The sequence below is a fragment of the Thermococcus sp. genome, assembly GCF_027008145.1.
Lineage (GTDB): Archaea > Methanobacteriota_B > Thermococci > Thermococcales > Thermococcaceae > Thermococcus.
Window position 1 is genome coordinate 1 of the sequence record NZ_JALTCZ010000204.1, and the last position, 14,194, is coordinate 14,194.

Genomic DNA, 14,194 nt, shown 5'->3' on the forward strand with positions numbered 1-14,194 from the left:
CGTGATTATAGGACTCGAATCTGGGTGTATCATAGATGCCAAGGAACTTGCATAGGCGATTTTCTCCACATTGAACAGCCTTGCGGCTTCAAGTATGTTATAAGTGCCGGTGAAGTTAACCTCATAACAGGTCCAGGGATCGCTTTCACACATTAGGCTGAGCATTGCTGCGAGATGGATAATCCCGTCGGGACGATACTCTCTAAAGGCATTTTCAACGTGGCTCCTAATTGAGATATCCCCCTTCACAAATCTGGCGATTTCCTTCAACTCCCCCTGAGGCTCACGGCGTCCGATAATGACGATTTCCTCCCCCCTCTTTGCTAGCTCCTTAACTACTTCCCTGCCTATAAATCCTGTACCTCCAGTAACTAGGATCGTCATAAAATCACCCTAATGTTCATTAGGGTGGCAAAATATATAAATATTTGGATGGTTTTATCCAAATATTGTTTCATGTATACCCGAGCGGGATCCATAAACGTTTTAACTAAGGCCTTACTCAAGATATCAGAGGTGAGAATATGGCAAGGTGCCCGCTCTGCGGGAAGCCCCTCAACTGGGCGGAGCTTGTTGGACAAATGTTGACCCTGAAAAACGCCGAGAAAATTTTAACCGAGAGGGAGCTCTTCCTTAAAACTCTGGAGAACTTTACCTTCAAGTGCCCCCACTGCGGAGAGAAGTTCTACGGCAGATACCTCCCGAGGGAGGAAGCCGAGAAGGTATTCGAGCTCCTCAACGAGTTCAAGGAGCCAATAGACTGGGAGAAGAGAAAGGTTCGCCTGAGGCTCAACAGTCTCCTGGCCCTCGACACGATGCTTGAGCAGTGGGACAGAAAGGTGAAAGGGTAGGTTTTTTAGTATTCCCGCCCTAAACCCCTCAGGTGAAGGGAGTGGAGAAAGTAGCCGAAAGGCTCCGGGTAGGCGATTACAGGGGCTCCCTCAGAGAGGCCCTCACCGTTGAAGACCCCCTCAGGAAACTCGTTGCTCTCCTAAGGGTTCTGGAGGAATTCCCCAGGGAGGAGGTTCTCTACCACATGCTGGAAACCCTAGATGGGATAGGGGACACCCCGGGGAAGGCCCTAGGCCTTTCGATAGTCGGAAGGGGCCTCTACTCCCTAGACAGGGAGATTGATGCGGAGAACTACTTCGAGCGCGCCATACAGCTGGCGAGGAGAATACGCTCCCCAAAGCTTAGGGGGGAAGTCCTTGGGGGGATAGCGAGGAACCTCGCCCGCTCCGACAGGTACACCGACGCTTACCTTCTCTTCTGTGAGGCCGTTGAGACCCTAAACTCATCGAGAGGCTTCTCCTCTGGCGTAATCTCCTCCCTCCTCAAGCTAGCGAGACTAATCGAGAGAAGTGCCGACGAAACCGGTAGCGACGTGGCCCTCAACCTCTACCGCCTCGCTCGAGACGTCTACGAGTCAGCACACTTCCAGCTACAGGCGAGGTATCTTGAGGAGAAGATAACCCTCATAGAAGACCTCAGGAAGAGGGGAAGACGGGTAATAGACGAGCTGATAGAGAAGGGCGAAGCCTCAAGGGCAGTTGGACTTATGCGCTTCCTTGAACCCGAGGAGAGGGCTTTGGAACTGCTGAAGCTCGCCTACTGGCTGTTCCTCCACGGGAGAGAGGGGCTCGCGAAGGAAGTGCTCGGTGATGCCCTAGACCTCATGCTCGTCGGGAAGTTCACCCCGAAGGACGCCGAGATTGCTGGAATAGTGCACTCCCTCCTCAGGATAGGCCGTCTTGAGGAGCCCCTCATCCTAGCCGGCCTCGTGAGGGATAGAAAGTTGACCTCTGAACTTCTGGGGGAGATAGCGGTCGCCTACGCACGCGTCGGTGACGAGGGAAGGGCGAGGGCCATTGCCGAGGGGATAAGCGACGAAAGCATTAAGAACCGCGTTTTGAAAGCCCTTCAGGGTGGTGAAGGTGTGGAACACGAGCAGGGATTACCGCTTACTGGTGGCGGAGAAGGCGATAGAGCTCTTCCTGAAGACGATAGAAGGGGCAAAGTTCAAGGGACACTGGGACAAGAAGAGGACGATTCAGCTGGCGAAGGAGATGCTCCCTGAGATACAGGCGATGCGCTACAGCTACATAGAGCCAAAGGAACTCATCGAAACTCCCCAGATGAAGGCCCTTAAGGAGAAGGCCGTTGAGATAATCGAGGCCCTCGGTGGTGGGGACTGGCACCACAAGTTCATAAGCAACGCCTCCAAGGACGAGCGCGAGAAGGTCGAAGAGCAGGTAGCCAAAATACGCTTCTTCCTCAACACGATTCTCGGCCTCGACAAGAGACTCGCCCTCGGGAGGATAAATGACCCTGTCATAGCAGTTGACATAAGAGTCGGCGAGGTGATGAGCGTCGCCAAACATCCGAACGCCGATCGCCTGCTTGTCACCAACGTTAACATCGGCGATAGAGCTGTTACCATCGTGACAAACGATTTAAGCGTTAAGGAAGGAAACCGCGTTGCCGTTGCACTCCTCCCACCGGCGAACTTCCGCGGAATAGTTAGCGAGGGCATGTTCCTTGGCGCTGGAGAAGGCATTCTAAAGGACGTTAAAGGAGAAATCGGGGGGCTTCCAAAGGGTATCCCACTTGAAGCGCTCAATGAGACGAGGAACCTTGTGGAGGCGTTTTTGAAGGGATAAGTTTTGTTTTCTGTTTGGATGTATTCACTAGCTTACTCGATTACTCTTTTTCCTTTAGGCCTATTCTCGTCGGAAAACAAGATTCCGAATAAATTTATATTCGAAAAGAAGGGAAGATATATTGTTAACTATAAGAGGAAAGTCTTATAAAGATAAAGTGAATAAATTATACTGAAGACAATCCATAGAGATGAACCACTTGAGATGGAAGCCACTGTTCGCAGTCCTTTTAGGGCTGTTGATGGTTGGAGTCATGGTGAGGAATGTAAGTGCCGCTGCACTGAATAAATCCTCTCTTCCAGCGACGACAACGACAATATCGAATGGAATGTTAACCATTACAATTCTTGATAATCATTATAATGAGACGATTTTAGAACAGGAAGTTAAAGGGCCAAATGAGCTTAGATTTGAGGCTCTATATACATCTGCATCCAAGAATGGAGTTAATATCAGCAAGTTCATGGAATATCTAAGTGAGTATTCTTGGAACACTATGAGACCACTAAGTTATCAGGACGTCAAGAGGCTTCTTCTGGATTTTTCAAGAAAAGACGGCATTAATCTTAAGGATATCGCCACTAAAACTGGAGTTAATTTGGACTTCCCAACTATGCAGGAGATTACAAAAGTGCTTCCGTTAGAGAACAAATCTCAAAAAATACCTACCTCACTTCAGCCATTAACTTCTAACAGCATTGATCATATATACGACTATTATGGTAATTCAGTTCTAAATCAAGTTAAATATCCAGCAACTTTTTATATATTCAGCACACTTTGTTGGCACTTATGCGTCTGTGTCTCTGAATAATGGAAAGGGCTACTCTTTTACATGGACATTTTATAAGAGTAAACAAGAAGTAAAAAATTGGATTGAGATTTATCTTGCCAAAAATTACAACATCAAACCTTATGAACTCAAGTTAGTTCATGTTAAGTATTTTATCCAGGGTCAGAGCACTTGGATGAAAAGATACTCCACAATAGTGCACTTTAACAATGCTCCAGTACCAAAATATATTCTTCTTGAACTTTGGAGTGAAGCTACTTACAGGTATTCAACTGGCTCATGGGATATACATGGGTATCCGGATGATAGTGACGGAGGAACTTGGAGAATAACAGGACACTCAATAAGAGCTTTAGCAGGATTTGCTTTATATTCACCGTATCCTTCAGAATCATTTAGATCTTTTGGAGGAGGAAGCGAAACGCATGTAAGATTAATCTTATTCTCTAATATATGGAATCAAGAAAGGTTAGAGGGGGTGGGTGATTGGTGGTAAGGTCTTCATATCTTGTGGTAGTTATGCTTTCTTTTCTTTTTATCGGGATGCTAGCGTACCATGGCTACGCACGCCACAGTTGTTGCTTAAGTTCATATAAGAAAAGTGACGCCAGAGATAATATCACAAACTCTACCATCTACATCAAAGATGAGAAACATGTACAATGTCCCCTGTTGAAATACGGTTATTATGCAGGAGAATCAATCGGAGTTTTCAACGGCACGGAGGTGTATAAAGTAAGCAATGGATTCGCGATTAGAGTTAAGAACTCAAGCTACCTAATCAACGCGAGTGAGGTCTTTTTCTTCAACTGGGGCTTCGTTGCCGTCAGGAATGAGAGCAAAGTTAGTACCGTTCCCCTCATAAAGTTCAGCGTTGGCCAGTACGGCAAAACGAACATGAGCACCGGCAACTTAACCGCAGAGGTCCCGGTTGTTGTTCTGAGGGCTTGCAGTTACGATGGAAAGCCCCTCTGGAACCTCACCCTTTCCGGCTACGCTTGGGCCTACGATGATAGGGAATACGGTATTGAAGCAAACGGAACAGTGGCTCCAGTAGTCCTTGCAACGAATACGAGCGACTACCTCTACGTCCTCGTTTATCAGACCTCCCCAAGACAGTTCTCAGACCTCAGAAGGTATGCACCGGAGGATTACTTCTACGTTTTCGGCAAAAACGGAACGGTTAGAAAGTTTGACCTTGGCGGGGGTTACGTCCCCATCAGAAACGCGTTTTTGGTTTCCAACGGTAGCTACGTCCTCATGGGACTTGAGCAACCCCAGCTCGATGGCTCGCCTCAATCCGGCTACGTCATGATTCTGAACGGAACAAAAGTAGTTTGGAGCAGACTCTTCCAGATGAACGACCCAAGCTGTCTCTGCTACGTGGTTCCCGGCTGGGGCAGGATTGACGAGAAAGGCTGTGCCGTCTTCGGCCTCTACGATGGTGAAGGTCGATACTGCAACGGGACGCTGACGTTTCACCGGAACTCCGACGGGTGAGTGTTGGGGATAATGGGAATCGTCCTAACCCCTCTTGTGGCCTACGCCCTGCTCTTCGTGCTCCCGGCGGTATACGATGAGATGCCCCGCGAAAAGGCCGACCTCATAGCGGCCATTCTGTACGCCATCGTCCTGCTTCCGTCTTCCTTCTACTTCACCTTCGTAAGTGCTGCGATGATCGACACCTTTGGAATCGACGCATACCTCCCCGCGCCCCTAGACCTGCTTGCGATACTCCTCCTCGCGTCAACGATGGCCACTGCCATAGCATCTATTCCGCTCCTGCTAATAAGGAAGAAAAGGGGATAAGGAGGGCAGTTGCCGGGATTTTCGCGGCTTACCTTTTCCTCGACTTGGTTGTCCTGCTTCTCTTTGGTGCTATTGGCTCCTGAACTCCCTCCTCTTCCCCACTACCTCTAAGGCCCTCTTCGCGTCTTCCCTGAACTCGGGGAGGCCGAGTTCGTCCATCGTCTCGGGCAACGGGACGCCAAGCTCTTCGTCCCAGCCCCTCAGCCTGTAAAACTCCCTTCTGGCCTCAAGGAAGTCGTTGTGGTCAATGAAGGCCGCGTTGCCCTCAGCTGGGCCATCAGGTTCTGGCTCCCACCAGCGCGGCGGAATAACGTCGTCAAGAGGCGGCGTAACCCAGTCGAGGGCGTTGTGTATGCGTGCGATGCTTTCAACGCCCCAGGCCCTCTTTCTCAGCTCCTCAACCGTCCACTCCTCACCGGTAACAAGGGAGTATAACCTCGCGAGGTCTTCAAGTTTGTAGGGCACGAACTTGCATGTTCCAAGCATGTCCGTGATGTAACTTTCATCCCTGTCCTCTATGAGCGATGGCACAAGCTCTTTGGCAGGCCCCTGGTTCGGGAGTTGGTGGGGCCTCGGCCAGCCGCGGAGATGGGAAGCGCCAACGTCAGCTGTGGCGTAGCTTAAGGCGTACGTCCTCCTTCCGCGCGGGTCCCATGCCGGTGCTTCCATTCCCTTGACGTGGACAGCTAAGTGGCAGCCCCTGCCTAAGCGCTCACAGGCCCTCTTAACGCCGTCCGCTAAGACGGCCCCGAATCCCTTCCTCTCGGCCATAAGTCTGATGAGCTTTTCCTCGGCTTCCTCGTCACCAAACCCCCTCACGGTGAAGCCTATCTCGTCCTCGCTTATTAGGTTCCTCTCTACCATCTCGAAGAGCCAGCCTATCGTTGCTCCCGTCGCTATGCTGTCTAATCCAAGGTTGTTGACGAGCCAGTTGAAGTAGGCCACCGCTGGAAAGTTGAAGACACCCGTAGCTGCTCCCAGCATTGCTATGCTCTCATATTCGGGCTTTACGTGGACTTTCTTACCCTTGTATTCCACCTCGACGTAGCGAGCGCACTTTATGGGACAACTCTTGCCGTGAACAAACCATTCAGGCTCTATCTCGTACTTCTTGACCTCGTCACCGGCTAACTTGCTCGCCAGCTCATCGGGAACGTAGGGCCTTGAGAAGTTGTAGGCCGGGCTCATGCCGAGGGAAGCGGCGCTCCTCAGGGCGTCGGTGGTGCCGTAGCTCCTCGTGTGCTCGTACTTGGGATTCGTGGCAAACTCGTTGTAGAACTCGTTCCAGAGCCTCTGAAACTCCCCGGGGTTAGCAACCCCCGGCTTTGTTCCCGGTTCAACAACAACTGCCTTAACCCTCTTGCTCCCGAGGACTGCACCGAGTCCACCCCTACCGCTGGCCCTCTCGGTGTCGTAGATTACGTTGGCAATCCTGCTGAGCTTCTCTCCGGCAGGGCCAGTTAAAGCGATGCTCGCCTTCGGGTGCTCCCTCCAGATTTCCCTGGCAACTTCATAGTTGCCCCTGCCCCAGAGGTGTTCAGCCGGGAGAATCTCAACCTTCCCGTCGTGGACGTATAGGTAAACGGGCCCCTTGCTCTTCCCCTCGATTACCAGTGCGTCAAAGTGGCCCTTCAGCTTCGGCCCGAATGCATCGCCCCCGCTTGAGTCGCTGATGAGCCTCGTCTCCGGGCTCTTGCTCACAGCTATTACCTTGCTCGAACCCGGCACTAAACCCGTCATTCCCCCGGGCGCGAAGACGAACTTGTTTGCCGGACTGAGCGGATCGGTTCCGGGTGGAACCTCGCGGTAAATCAGGTAGTAGCCGAGGCCCTTTCCACCTATGAACCTCCTTATGACCTCGTCCGGCAGTTCTTCGTAGGTCACTTTCCCCTCGGTAAGGTTGACCCTCGCGATCCTGTTGTGGTAGCCGTACATCAGACACACCCTCTTGCTTTCTCTCTATCCTCCTTTGAAAGCCTCCAGCCCATAGCGCTGAAATTCTCCTCAAGGTGGGTCCTGTTGCCGGCCTTTGGTATCGCCACGACGTTCTCCTCCCAGATGAGGTAGTTCAAGGCCACCTGAGCAGACGTTTTCCCATAGGCCTTTCCAATCTCGGCCAGGCATTCATTTCTGGCGAGGGTCCCTTTTTCGAGTGGTGTATAAGCTATCAAAGTCATCTTCTCCCCCTTCATGTAGTCTAGAAGGCCCGTCGTTTCGGGCCACCTGTCTTTGAGAGAGTACTTGACCTCGTTGGCGACTATCTCGTACTTCTTCATAGCTTCCTGGCTCCTCTTGAGGAGCTCAAGGTCAAAGTTGCTGACGCCTATGTACCTAATGAGCCCCTCGTCAACGAGCTCCTCCAGCGCGTGGAGGGTCTCCTCTATTCTCCTAAAGTCATCAACTGGCCAGTGGAGGAGGTAGATGTCTATATAGGTTCCAAGCCTCTTTGCGCTCGCTCTCGCCGCTTTTTTGGCCTCACTGTAGCTGAAGTGGGTCGGCCAGACCTTGCTGATGATGAAAAGCTCCTCCCTCTCAAAGTCTTCAATGGCTTTTCCGACGAGCTCTTCGGAATGTCCTGCGCCGTAGAACTCCGCAGTATCAATGAGGTTTATCCCGAGCTCAAGGCCGTGCCTGAGAACCTCAATGCTTTCCCTGTCCTGGGAGTAGTCCGGAGTCTCCTTTCCTCCTATCCCCCACGTGCCCATGCCTATTGTGGTAACCCTATTATCACCTATCCTCTTGAGGTCAGAAACCTTCGCCATCTTCAACACCAATGAGATTAGGAATTCGAACTTAATTAAGGTTTCCGTCTGAACGCTAAGATAAAGAGACAAAAGTGAGAAGAATCAAGCCCCAAACTTTTCACTCCTGTTCATGAGATCCATCATTATCGGCACTATGTCATGGCCCTTTATCCTGCCGAGGCCTCCCTTCATGCATTCACGTTCGCCGAAAGCTTCACTGGAGTCAGTTCTGACGCCACCGCCAGCTATAAGGAGCGGAACCGGATCCCCGCTGTGATTCATTACCTCGCAGGGCGTTGAGTGGTCGCCTGTTATCGCTATCACCGTCTCCTCAAGGTCTATGTGCTCGATTATGTAACCTATCATCCTGTCGGCCTTCTCTATCATCTCGGTCTTGAGCTTGGGGTTGTTGTCGTGGCCCGCTGCATCTGTCGGCTTGAAGTGGAGGAACACGAAGTCGTAGTCCTTGAGCAACTCGACGGTCTTCCTGGCTTTGGCCATCTCGTCGGTGTCGTATTCCCCAGTTGCCCCCTTAGGGGTGTAAACGTCGAAGCCTATTGCCCTTGCAACCCCCTTAACGAGAGAAACAGCTATAACCGCTCCAGTCTTGACCTTCCACTGCTTCGTGAACTTCATCGGTATGTCAGGGTAAGTTCCAGCACCCCTGATCAGGAGGTAGTTCGCGACCGGCTTGCCCTCCTTCCTGCGCTTCTCGTTTATCGGGTGCTTCTCAAGAACTTCTCTGGCCCCTCTGACGAACTCTTCGAGGATCTCCGCTACCTTTTTGCTCTCCTCATCCTCCCATGTGAAGTCCTTGGGCGGCTTTCCTGCCTCGTGTGGATCGTTCTCTCCAACGCGGTAGCCTTTGGCCATGCCCTTAAGAACGAGCACAGCCCTGTGGCCGGTAGCTCCGGCGAAGATGAAGGGAACCGGCAGTTTAACGTTCTCCTGTATCGCCTTCGCCAGTTTGTGGGCTTCCTCGGTGTCTATCCTTCCGGCGCGCCTGTCTGTTATGATACCGTTCTCAATCGTCGCAAAGTTAACGCGGAAGGCTAAGTCGTCCTCGTCGAGATCGAGCCCAACCCCAAGCGCCTCAAGGAAGCCCCTTCCACGGTAGACCTTGTAGGGGTCGTAGCCGAATATGCTAAGGTGAGCGGTGTCACTTCCAGCCGGCTGCCCGGGCTTAATCGGATCCTGCTGGCCAAGGATTCCCATCTTTGCCAGTTTGTCCATGTTTGGCGTGTTAGCATACTCCAGTGGTGTCTTTCCGCCGAACTCTTTAATCGGCCTGTCGCCGAGACCGTCGAGGATTATGAGCAAACCTTTCCTCTGCTTCATACCTGCCACCGGAGGTGAGTAGGTGAGGCAGGTTAAAAGGTTTGCCGGCGGAAAGCTTATCAATGGCCGGGCTGACTCCGGGTGGGGAGGAAGATGGGGATTATAATCTGGGGCTCTGCAATAGCGGTCGGAATAGCACTCCTTGTAATATTTGGCGACAAGTTGTCTGATAAAATCGTCGAGGTGGCCAAGAAAGCCGGCGTTTCTCCCCTCGTTATAAGCCTCGTCATCATAAGCTTCGCCACGACCTTACCGGAGATAACGACGAGCGCCCTGGCGAGCTTTGAGGGTGCCGAAGGGATCGCACTCGGAAACGCCCTTGGGAGCATTTTCGCCAACATCGCCCTCATCCTCGGCCTAGCGTCCGTTATAAGGCCCCTCAAAGCGGGTGAAGGTGCCTACGAAAACTCCCTAGCCATGCTCCTCTCACTTGGTCTTGCAATGCTCCTCTCACTGGACGGAGTCCTCTCACGCCTCGATGGGGTTATCCTGCTCATTGCCTACGGTGTCTACCTCAGATGGCTTTACAGAAGACACGTCAAGCCCGGAAAAGGGAATGTCTCCGGGGGGAAGATGAAAGCAACTCCGATGGACTATGCACTGTTGCTAATCTACGGTGGACTGATGGTCGTTGGAGCTAGAATGGTCGTGTTTGGGGGCAAGAGCATCGCCGAGACTTTGAGTGTTCCAGAATACGTTATAGGAGCAACGATAGTTGCCATAGGGACTTCCCTCCCGGAGATGACGAACGCCCTCTACGGGGCCGTAAGAGAGCGCGGGAGCATAAGCGTCGGCAATATAATCGGAGCCAACATAATGAATGCCCTCGTTGTTTTGGGGATAGCTTCAATCATAAGGCCCCTCCCCACTGGGGCATCAACCATCACCGTGCTTTTAGTTCTCCTTGTGATGATACCGATGATAGCTTCCCTCAAGAGAAACCAGGGGCTTGGAAAGGGCATCGGGACTTACTTCCTTCTGCTCTATGCCATCTACCTGTACCTCCTCTTCTCGGGGGCGAGGCTATAAGTTTTTAAGTCCCTTTTCCTTTCCCAGCCGGAGGTGGGAGCTTGAAGATCCTCTGGGCACCGTGGAGGATAGAATACATACGCTCACCAAAGCACGACGGCTGCATCTTCTGCGACTTCCCGAAGGAGAACAGGGACAGGGACAGACTGATCCTCCACAGGGGAGAGAAGGCCTTCGTGATAATGAACAACTACCCCTACAACCCCGGCCACGTCATGATAGCCCCCTACAGACACGTCGGGAGATGGGAAGACCTGACCGATGAGGAGCTTTTGGAGATGATGAAGCTCTCCCAGCTCATGATACGGGCTATTAAGAAGGCTATGAAACCAGACGGCTTTAACCTTGGAGTTAACCTCGGCAGAGTGGCCGGAGCTGGAATAGAAGATCACATCCATCTCCATATAGTCCCCCGCTGGAACGGGGATACGAACTTCATGCCGGTAATAGCTGACACCAAGGTCATCCCCGAGTCCCTTCAGGATGCCTACGACGAGCTGAAGAGGACAATAAATGAAATTCTTCAGGAGTGAAGGATCAAACCTCTTCGAGCTTCTTCCTAACCTCCTCGGTGTTCCTCCGAGTTTCCTCAAGGGCACTCTTGAGCTTCTCAACCTCAACCCTGAAGTCGTTTAAAGTCTTGTTCACCTGGTAGAATGCAAAGATAAGCACCACAAGGATTATCAACCCGAGGATTATGCTTATCCACCCGCTTGGAGTTTGCATATGTTCACCTCCCCAAGGCATTTTTATCCCTCCAATCTCATTATCATCTCATTGTCAATGATTATCCGGAACTGCCTTGCTCTGTAGTACTTCTTGGCCCTCGAGTCGCCGGGTTCAAGTCGGAGTTCACTCTCAACCAGCCCAGCCTTCTCAAGTTTCTTGAGGTGGAGGTAGAGGAGCTGCCTCGATATGCCGAGCTCCTTTGCCAGCTCATAGACGTACCACTCCTTTTCGCAGAGCATCTTAAGTATCCTAACTCTGACCGGGTTCCCAAGGGCCTCACCGATTCTTACAAGCTCTTCGATGCTTTGTACCATGGCCATCACGCTGACGAACCTGATGAATGCTTGAGCAAAGCTCTACATAAAGAAAAGGTTGAGAAGGATAAAAGCCTTCCGCTGTTAGTAGAGCAGGGCGTAGAAGACGCCTCCGCCTATGAAGAGCGCGACAACGAGGACCAGCCCAAGGAGAGTGCGCGGATTAGAGCTCTTTTCTCTCCACGTTATCACGTTCCTGAGCATGCAGACCATTGGCCCCCAGTTTATGATTAGGTGGGTGGCAACTAAAGCCACCATGGCAAAGCCAAAGTAGGTGTGGAGGGCCTCCCAAGTCTCTTTGCCAAGCCCCAAGAATGTCCACGCAAAGTCTCTCGCGAGTCTTCCGCTCGGCGCGAGGTAGAGCGCTATCCCCGAGAGCCCCTCAATTACGAAGTCTATCGAGAGTAGCAGGTCAAGCGTCGGCTTGAGCCACTTAGGAACCCCCATCTTCCATCCCCCCACATTCATCAATATCCTCCCCACGGAAGATGCTGTGAGCTAAGAGATAACCCATCACTAGGGAAAGGCCAAGTATCATGAGTATGACCAAGATTTCCACCTCATACGTCCTCACTATCTCCTGCGGTCCCATCTCCAACCCCCCATGGTGCTGGTGCGACGTCATCTTTCGCCGACAGACTGAAAAAAAGAGGAAAAAAGCTTGATTATGACTTCCAAGCCCTTCACATCCATCCTCAATGCAATAGGAAGAGTGATCTCAGCCCCTGAGACACTCATCACCGGTGTTGCTTCCCCTCTTGGTCAGGCGTTTCATGCCATTGTGGCCGTGCTCCATGCCGTTTCCATGTCCCCTTTTGCCGTTTCTTGAGTCGTTCGCTTTCATTATGCCGTGTTCCTTACCTTCCACTCCGTGCATCATCTTTCCGCGTCCATCGTGACTGATTCCCTGTCCGTGCTTCTCTCCAGCCATCATCTTTCCGTGCCCGTTGTGACCGTTCTCGCCGCTGAGTATCTCGTCAACCTGCTCCTGCGGGAGAACCTGGGCGGTGTAGCTGATTCCCTGGGCCTCAAGGTTCCTCACGAAGGCCCTCAGGTGGTTCTCGCTTCCCTTCATGAGGTTGCTGTAAACGGCCTTTATGTCCTCGTTGTCCGTCTTGGCGATCCAGTCCTCAAGGTCCTTGATGTCGGTCTCCTCTATGAGTGCCCCAACTTTGAGCGCATCAACGGTGCTCCCGCTTCCCTGCTCGATCAGCTGGTCGTAGAGGGACTGAAGCTCCGGGTTCTCAAAGGTCCCGACCTCGTTAAGGGTATCCGGTGCCGTCAGGTTGTACTTCTCGATAAGGCCAAGTACCGCATTCATGTGCCTCTGCTCGCTTTGTGCAATCTTCTCGAAAACTTCAAGGCCAGTCTCGTTGTACAGCGTCAGGTAGACGTCCCTCGCGAGCTTCTCCTCCTCGACCATGTAAAGCAACCCGCTGGCCTCGTCATCGCTGAGCGGCGCGTAGTAGTCCGCGTAGCCCTTCTGGGCGGTTTCTTCTACAGCTGGGTTTGCTCCTAGGGTGCCCATATAGGCAGCGGCCCCTCCGAGCACTAGGCCAAAGAGGCCCAGCACCAGCAATCCAAACCCTGCCAACTTTTTCCTCATGTGTCTTCACCTCTCCATATGTAACTTTAATATTACATATGTATGCATAGTTTATAAAGTTTTCGGGTGCTGAGAAGGGAGGCGAGTATAGTCGATTTTCGCTGGTTATTGTTCTACAAAACAGGCAATATTTGGAGAAGGGGGAAGAGGAGATAAAAACCCTAAAGCTTCTCCGCCTTCACCGCGAACTTCTTGTTGAGGGGCAGTCCCTCGAAGAGCTCGCTCCCGAGCTCTACCACCGGGATGTCGGCCTCTATGACCGACTCCCCCTTATCCGTCCTCACCTTGAGACTCTTCAGCCTCCCATCCTCTATTCTTGCCGAGAGATAAGTGCCATCCTCGGCTCTCCCCTCAACGACGAAATCCGTCCCCAGCTCGACAGCGAGCCTCTTGAGAAACGCAGAAGCTGTTTCCGGCGTTATGTGCTCAACTTGCCCGCTTTCCCCTTCAATCTTCACACCGGGGCACTTCATCGAGGTGCAGAACTCCCTGATGGCCGTCGCTATTCCCCGGGCAAAGTTCTCCAGTGGCTTTCCCATCAAAGCTTCTCCAAAGCCCGCCCAGCTGGCCGTTACCCTGAGCTTTCCTCCAACCATCTTGAAGGTAACGGTGAGGATACCGCGCTCCCCCCTGAAGGTGTATATCGCTTCCCTTTCACCAAAGCCGACGTCAAACTCGAACTCGTAGCCGAAGTTGAAGATAAACCTCGGCACCTTGAAGCGAACCCTGTCACCTCTCAGCTCCTCGAAGTACGGAAAGAAAGGCAGGGTCTTTTTGGGGTCGCTGAGGATTAATCTGAGCGTCTCCCAGTCAGCGGAAACGTTAACTTCCCAGCTTTTTGTTTTCACTTTCCCTCACCGCTCTATTTAAAGAAAAGCCGTAAAAAAGGGTTTCTTAAACCTCAGGTTTAGAACTGACCAAAGCTTTCCACTTCTCCCTCGTCCTCTTCCAGCATCCGGAGGGCATCAGCTCCCCCTCCGGACAGTACCCGAGCTGAATACAGCGCGGCCCGAGCCTAGCCCACCTTATAACTGGCCTCAGCTCCTCATTCTTCGCTATCTCCTCCAGCATCTTCCAAGCAACTTCCCTTATCTCCCACTGGGCCCTCTCGCAGGCCCTCAGCCCGAGGAAGTGCTTGAGCTCGCGGAGGTTCATCGTGACGACGATTTTTG

General features: G+C 52.1%; 20 protein-coding genes. 9 read left to right on the plus strand and 11 right to left on the minus strand.

Features of this window, described 5'->3' with window-relative positions:
- Window positions 1-384 (minus strand): NAD(P)-dependent oxidoreductase (locus MVD07_RS10445; protein ID WP_297501889.1); only part of this gene is annotated, 384 nt, incomplete at its 3' end.
- A 140-nt stretch (window positions 385-524) separates the two neighbouring features.
- On the opposite strand from MVD07_RS10445, the gene MVD07_RS10450 reads away from it, so the two are divergent.
- From MVD07_RS10450 to MVD07_RS10480, 7 genes are all read left to right on the plus strand, one after another.
- The gene (locus MVD07_RS10450; RefSeq protein WP_297501892.1) at window positions 525-851 is read left to right on the plus strand and encodes a hypothetical protein; all 327 of its coding nucleotides are present in this window, start codon (window positions 525-527) and stop codon (window positions 849-851) included.
- Between the two features lie 32 nt (window positions 852-883).
- Window positions 884-2,077, plus strand: a complete 1,194-nt coding sequence (locus MVD07_RS10455; protein ID WP_297501895.1) for a tetratricopeptide repeat protein — start codon at window positions 884-886, stop codon at window positions 2,075-2,077.
- The gene (locus MVD07_RS10460) at window positions 1,968-2,660 is read left to right on the plus strand and encodes a tRNA-binding protein (RefSeq protein ID WP_297501937.1); all 693 of its coding nucleotides are present in this window, start codon (window positions 1,968-1,970) and stop codon (window positions 2,658-2,660) included. The genes MVD07_RS10455 and MVD07_RS10460 overlap by 110 nt, the downstream gene beginning before the upstream one ends.
- A gap of 241 nt (window positions 2,661-2,901) precedes the next feature.
- The gene (locus MVD07_RS10465) at window positions 2,902-3,474 is read left to right on the plus strand and encodes a hypothetical protein (protein ID WP_297501896.1); all 573 of its coding nucleotides are present in this window, start codon (window positions 2,902-2,904) and stop codon (window positions 3,472-3,474) included.
- Window positions 3,475-3,628: 154 nt separating this feature from the next.
- Window positions 3,629-3,949, plus strand: coding sequence for a hypothetical protein (locus tag MVD07_RS10470; protein ID WP_297501899.1), 321 nt, complete (start codon window positions 3,629-3,631; stop codon window positions 3,947-3,949).
- A 230-nt stretch (window positions 3,950-4,179) separates the two neighbouring features.
- On the plus strand, window positions 4,180-4,953 hold the full coding sequence (locus MVD07_RS10475; protein WP_297501902.1) for a hypothetical protein: 774 nt from the start codon (window positions 4,180-4,182) through the stop codon (window positions 4,951-4,953).
- A gap of 12 nt (window positions 4,954-4,965) precedes the next feature.
- On the plus strand, window positions 4,966-5,262 hold the full coding sequence (locus tag MVD07_RS10480) for a hypothetical protein (protein ID WP_297501904.1): 297 nt from the start codon (window positions 4,966-4,968) through the stop codon (window positions 5,260-5,262).
- Between the two features lie 69 nt (window positions 5,263-5,331).
- Here MVD07_RS10480 and MVD07_RS10485 read toward each other — a convergent pair whose 3' ends face one another.
- The 3 genes from MVD07_RS10485 to MVD07_RS10495 form a co-directional block, all read right to left on the minus strand.
- On the minus strand, window positions 5,332-7,197 hold the full coding sequence (locus MVD07_RS10485; protein WP_297501906.1) for an aldehyde ferredoxin oxidoreductase family protein: 1,866 nt from the start codon (window positions 7,195-7,197) through the stop codon (window positions 5,332-5,334).
- On the minus strand, window positions 7,197-8,024 hold the full coding sequence (locus MVD07_RS10490; RefSeq protein ID WP_297501940.1) for an aldo/keto reductase: 828 nt from the start codon (window positions 8,022-8,024) through the stop codon (window positions 7,197-7,199). Before MVD07_RS10490 ends, MVD07_RS10485 begins: the two co-directional genes overlap by 1 nt.
- 84 nt (window positions 8,025-8,108) lie before the next feature.
- A complete protein-coding gene (locus MVD07_RS10495) occupies window positions 8,109-9,344 on the minus strand; it encodes a 2,3-bisphosphoglycerate-independent phosphoglycerate mutase (protein WP_297501942.1) in 1,236 nt (411 codons plus the stop codon).
- Window positions 9,345-9,437: 93 nt separating this feature from the next.
- On the opposite strand from MVD07_RS10495, the gene MVD07_RS10500 reads away from it, so the two are divergent.
- A complete protein-coding gene (locus MVD07_RS10500) occupies window positions 9,438-10,373 on the plus strand; it encodes a calcium/sodium antiporter (protein WP_297501909.1) in 936 nt (311 codons plus the stop codon).
- A gap of 41 nt (window positions 10,374-10,414) precedes the next feature.
- Window positions 10,415-10,906, plus strand: coding sequence for an HIT domain-containing protein (locus tag MVD07_RS10505; RefSeq protein WP_297501912.1), 492 nt, complete (start codon window positions 10,415-10,417; stop codon window positions 10,904-10,906).
- A 4-nt stretch (window positions 10,907-10,910) separates the two neighbouring features.
- On the opposite strand, the gene MVD07_RS10510 is transcribed toward MVD07_RS10505, so the two are convergent.
- The 7 genes from MVD07_RS10510 to MVD07_RS10540 form a co-directional block, all read right to left on the minus strand.
- A complete protein-coding gene (locus MVD07_RS10510; protein ID WP_297501915.1) occupies window positions 10,911-11,099 on the minus strand; it encodes a hypothetical protein in 189 nt (62 codons plus the stop codon).
- A 23-nt stretch (window positions 11,100-11,122) separates the two neighbouring features.
- Window positions 11,123-11,416, minus strand: a complete 294-nt coding sequence (locus tag MVD07_RS10515; RefSeq protein ID WP_297501945.1) for a winged helix-turn-helix domain-containing protein — start codon at window positions 11,414-11,416, stop codon at window positions 11,123-11,125.
- Between the two features lie 84 nt (window positions 11,417-11,500).
- Entirely contained in the window at window positions 11,501-11,863 is a 363-nt protein-coding gene (locus MVD07_RS10520) for a DUF4405 domain-containing protein (protein WP_297501918.1), read from the minus strand.
- On the minus strand, window positions 11,850-12,014 hold the full coding sequence (locus tag MVD07_RS10525; RefSeq protein ID WP_297501921.1) for a hypothetical protein: 165 nt from the start codon (window positions 12,012-12,014) through the stop codon (window positions 11,850-11,852). Before MVD07_RS10525 ends, MVD07_RS10520 begins: the two co-directional genes overlap by 14 nt.
- Window positions 12,015-12,134: 120 nt before the next feature.
- Window positions 12,135-13,022, minus strand: a complete 888-nt coding sequence (locus MVD07_RS10530; RefSeq protein WP_297501928.1) for a DUF2202 domain-containing protein — start codon at window positions 13,020-13,022, stop codon at window positions 12,135-12,137.
- A gap of 161 nt (window positions 13,023-13,183) precedes the next feature.
- Complete coding sequence (locus MVD07_RS10535; protein ID WP_297501931.1) at window positions 13,184-13,870, minus strand: hypothetical protein; 687 nt, start codon at window positions 13,868-13,870, stop codon at window positions 13,184-13,186.
- A gap of 46 nt (window positions 13,871-13,916) precedes the next feature.
- A partial coding sequence (locus MVD07_RS10540) for an FAD-dependent thymidylate synthase (protein ID WP_297501934.1) occupies window positions 13,917-14,194 on the minus strand: 278 nt, incomplete at its 5' end.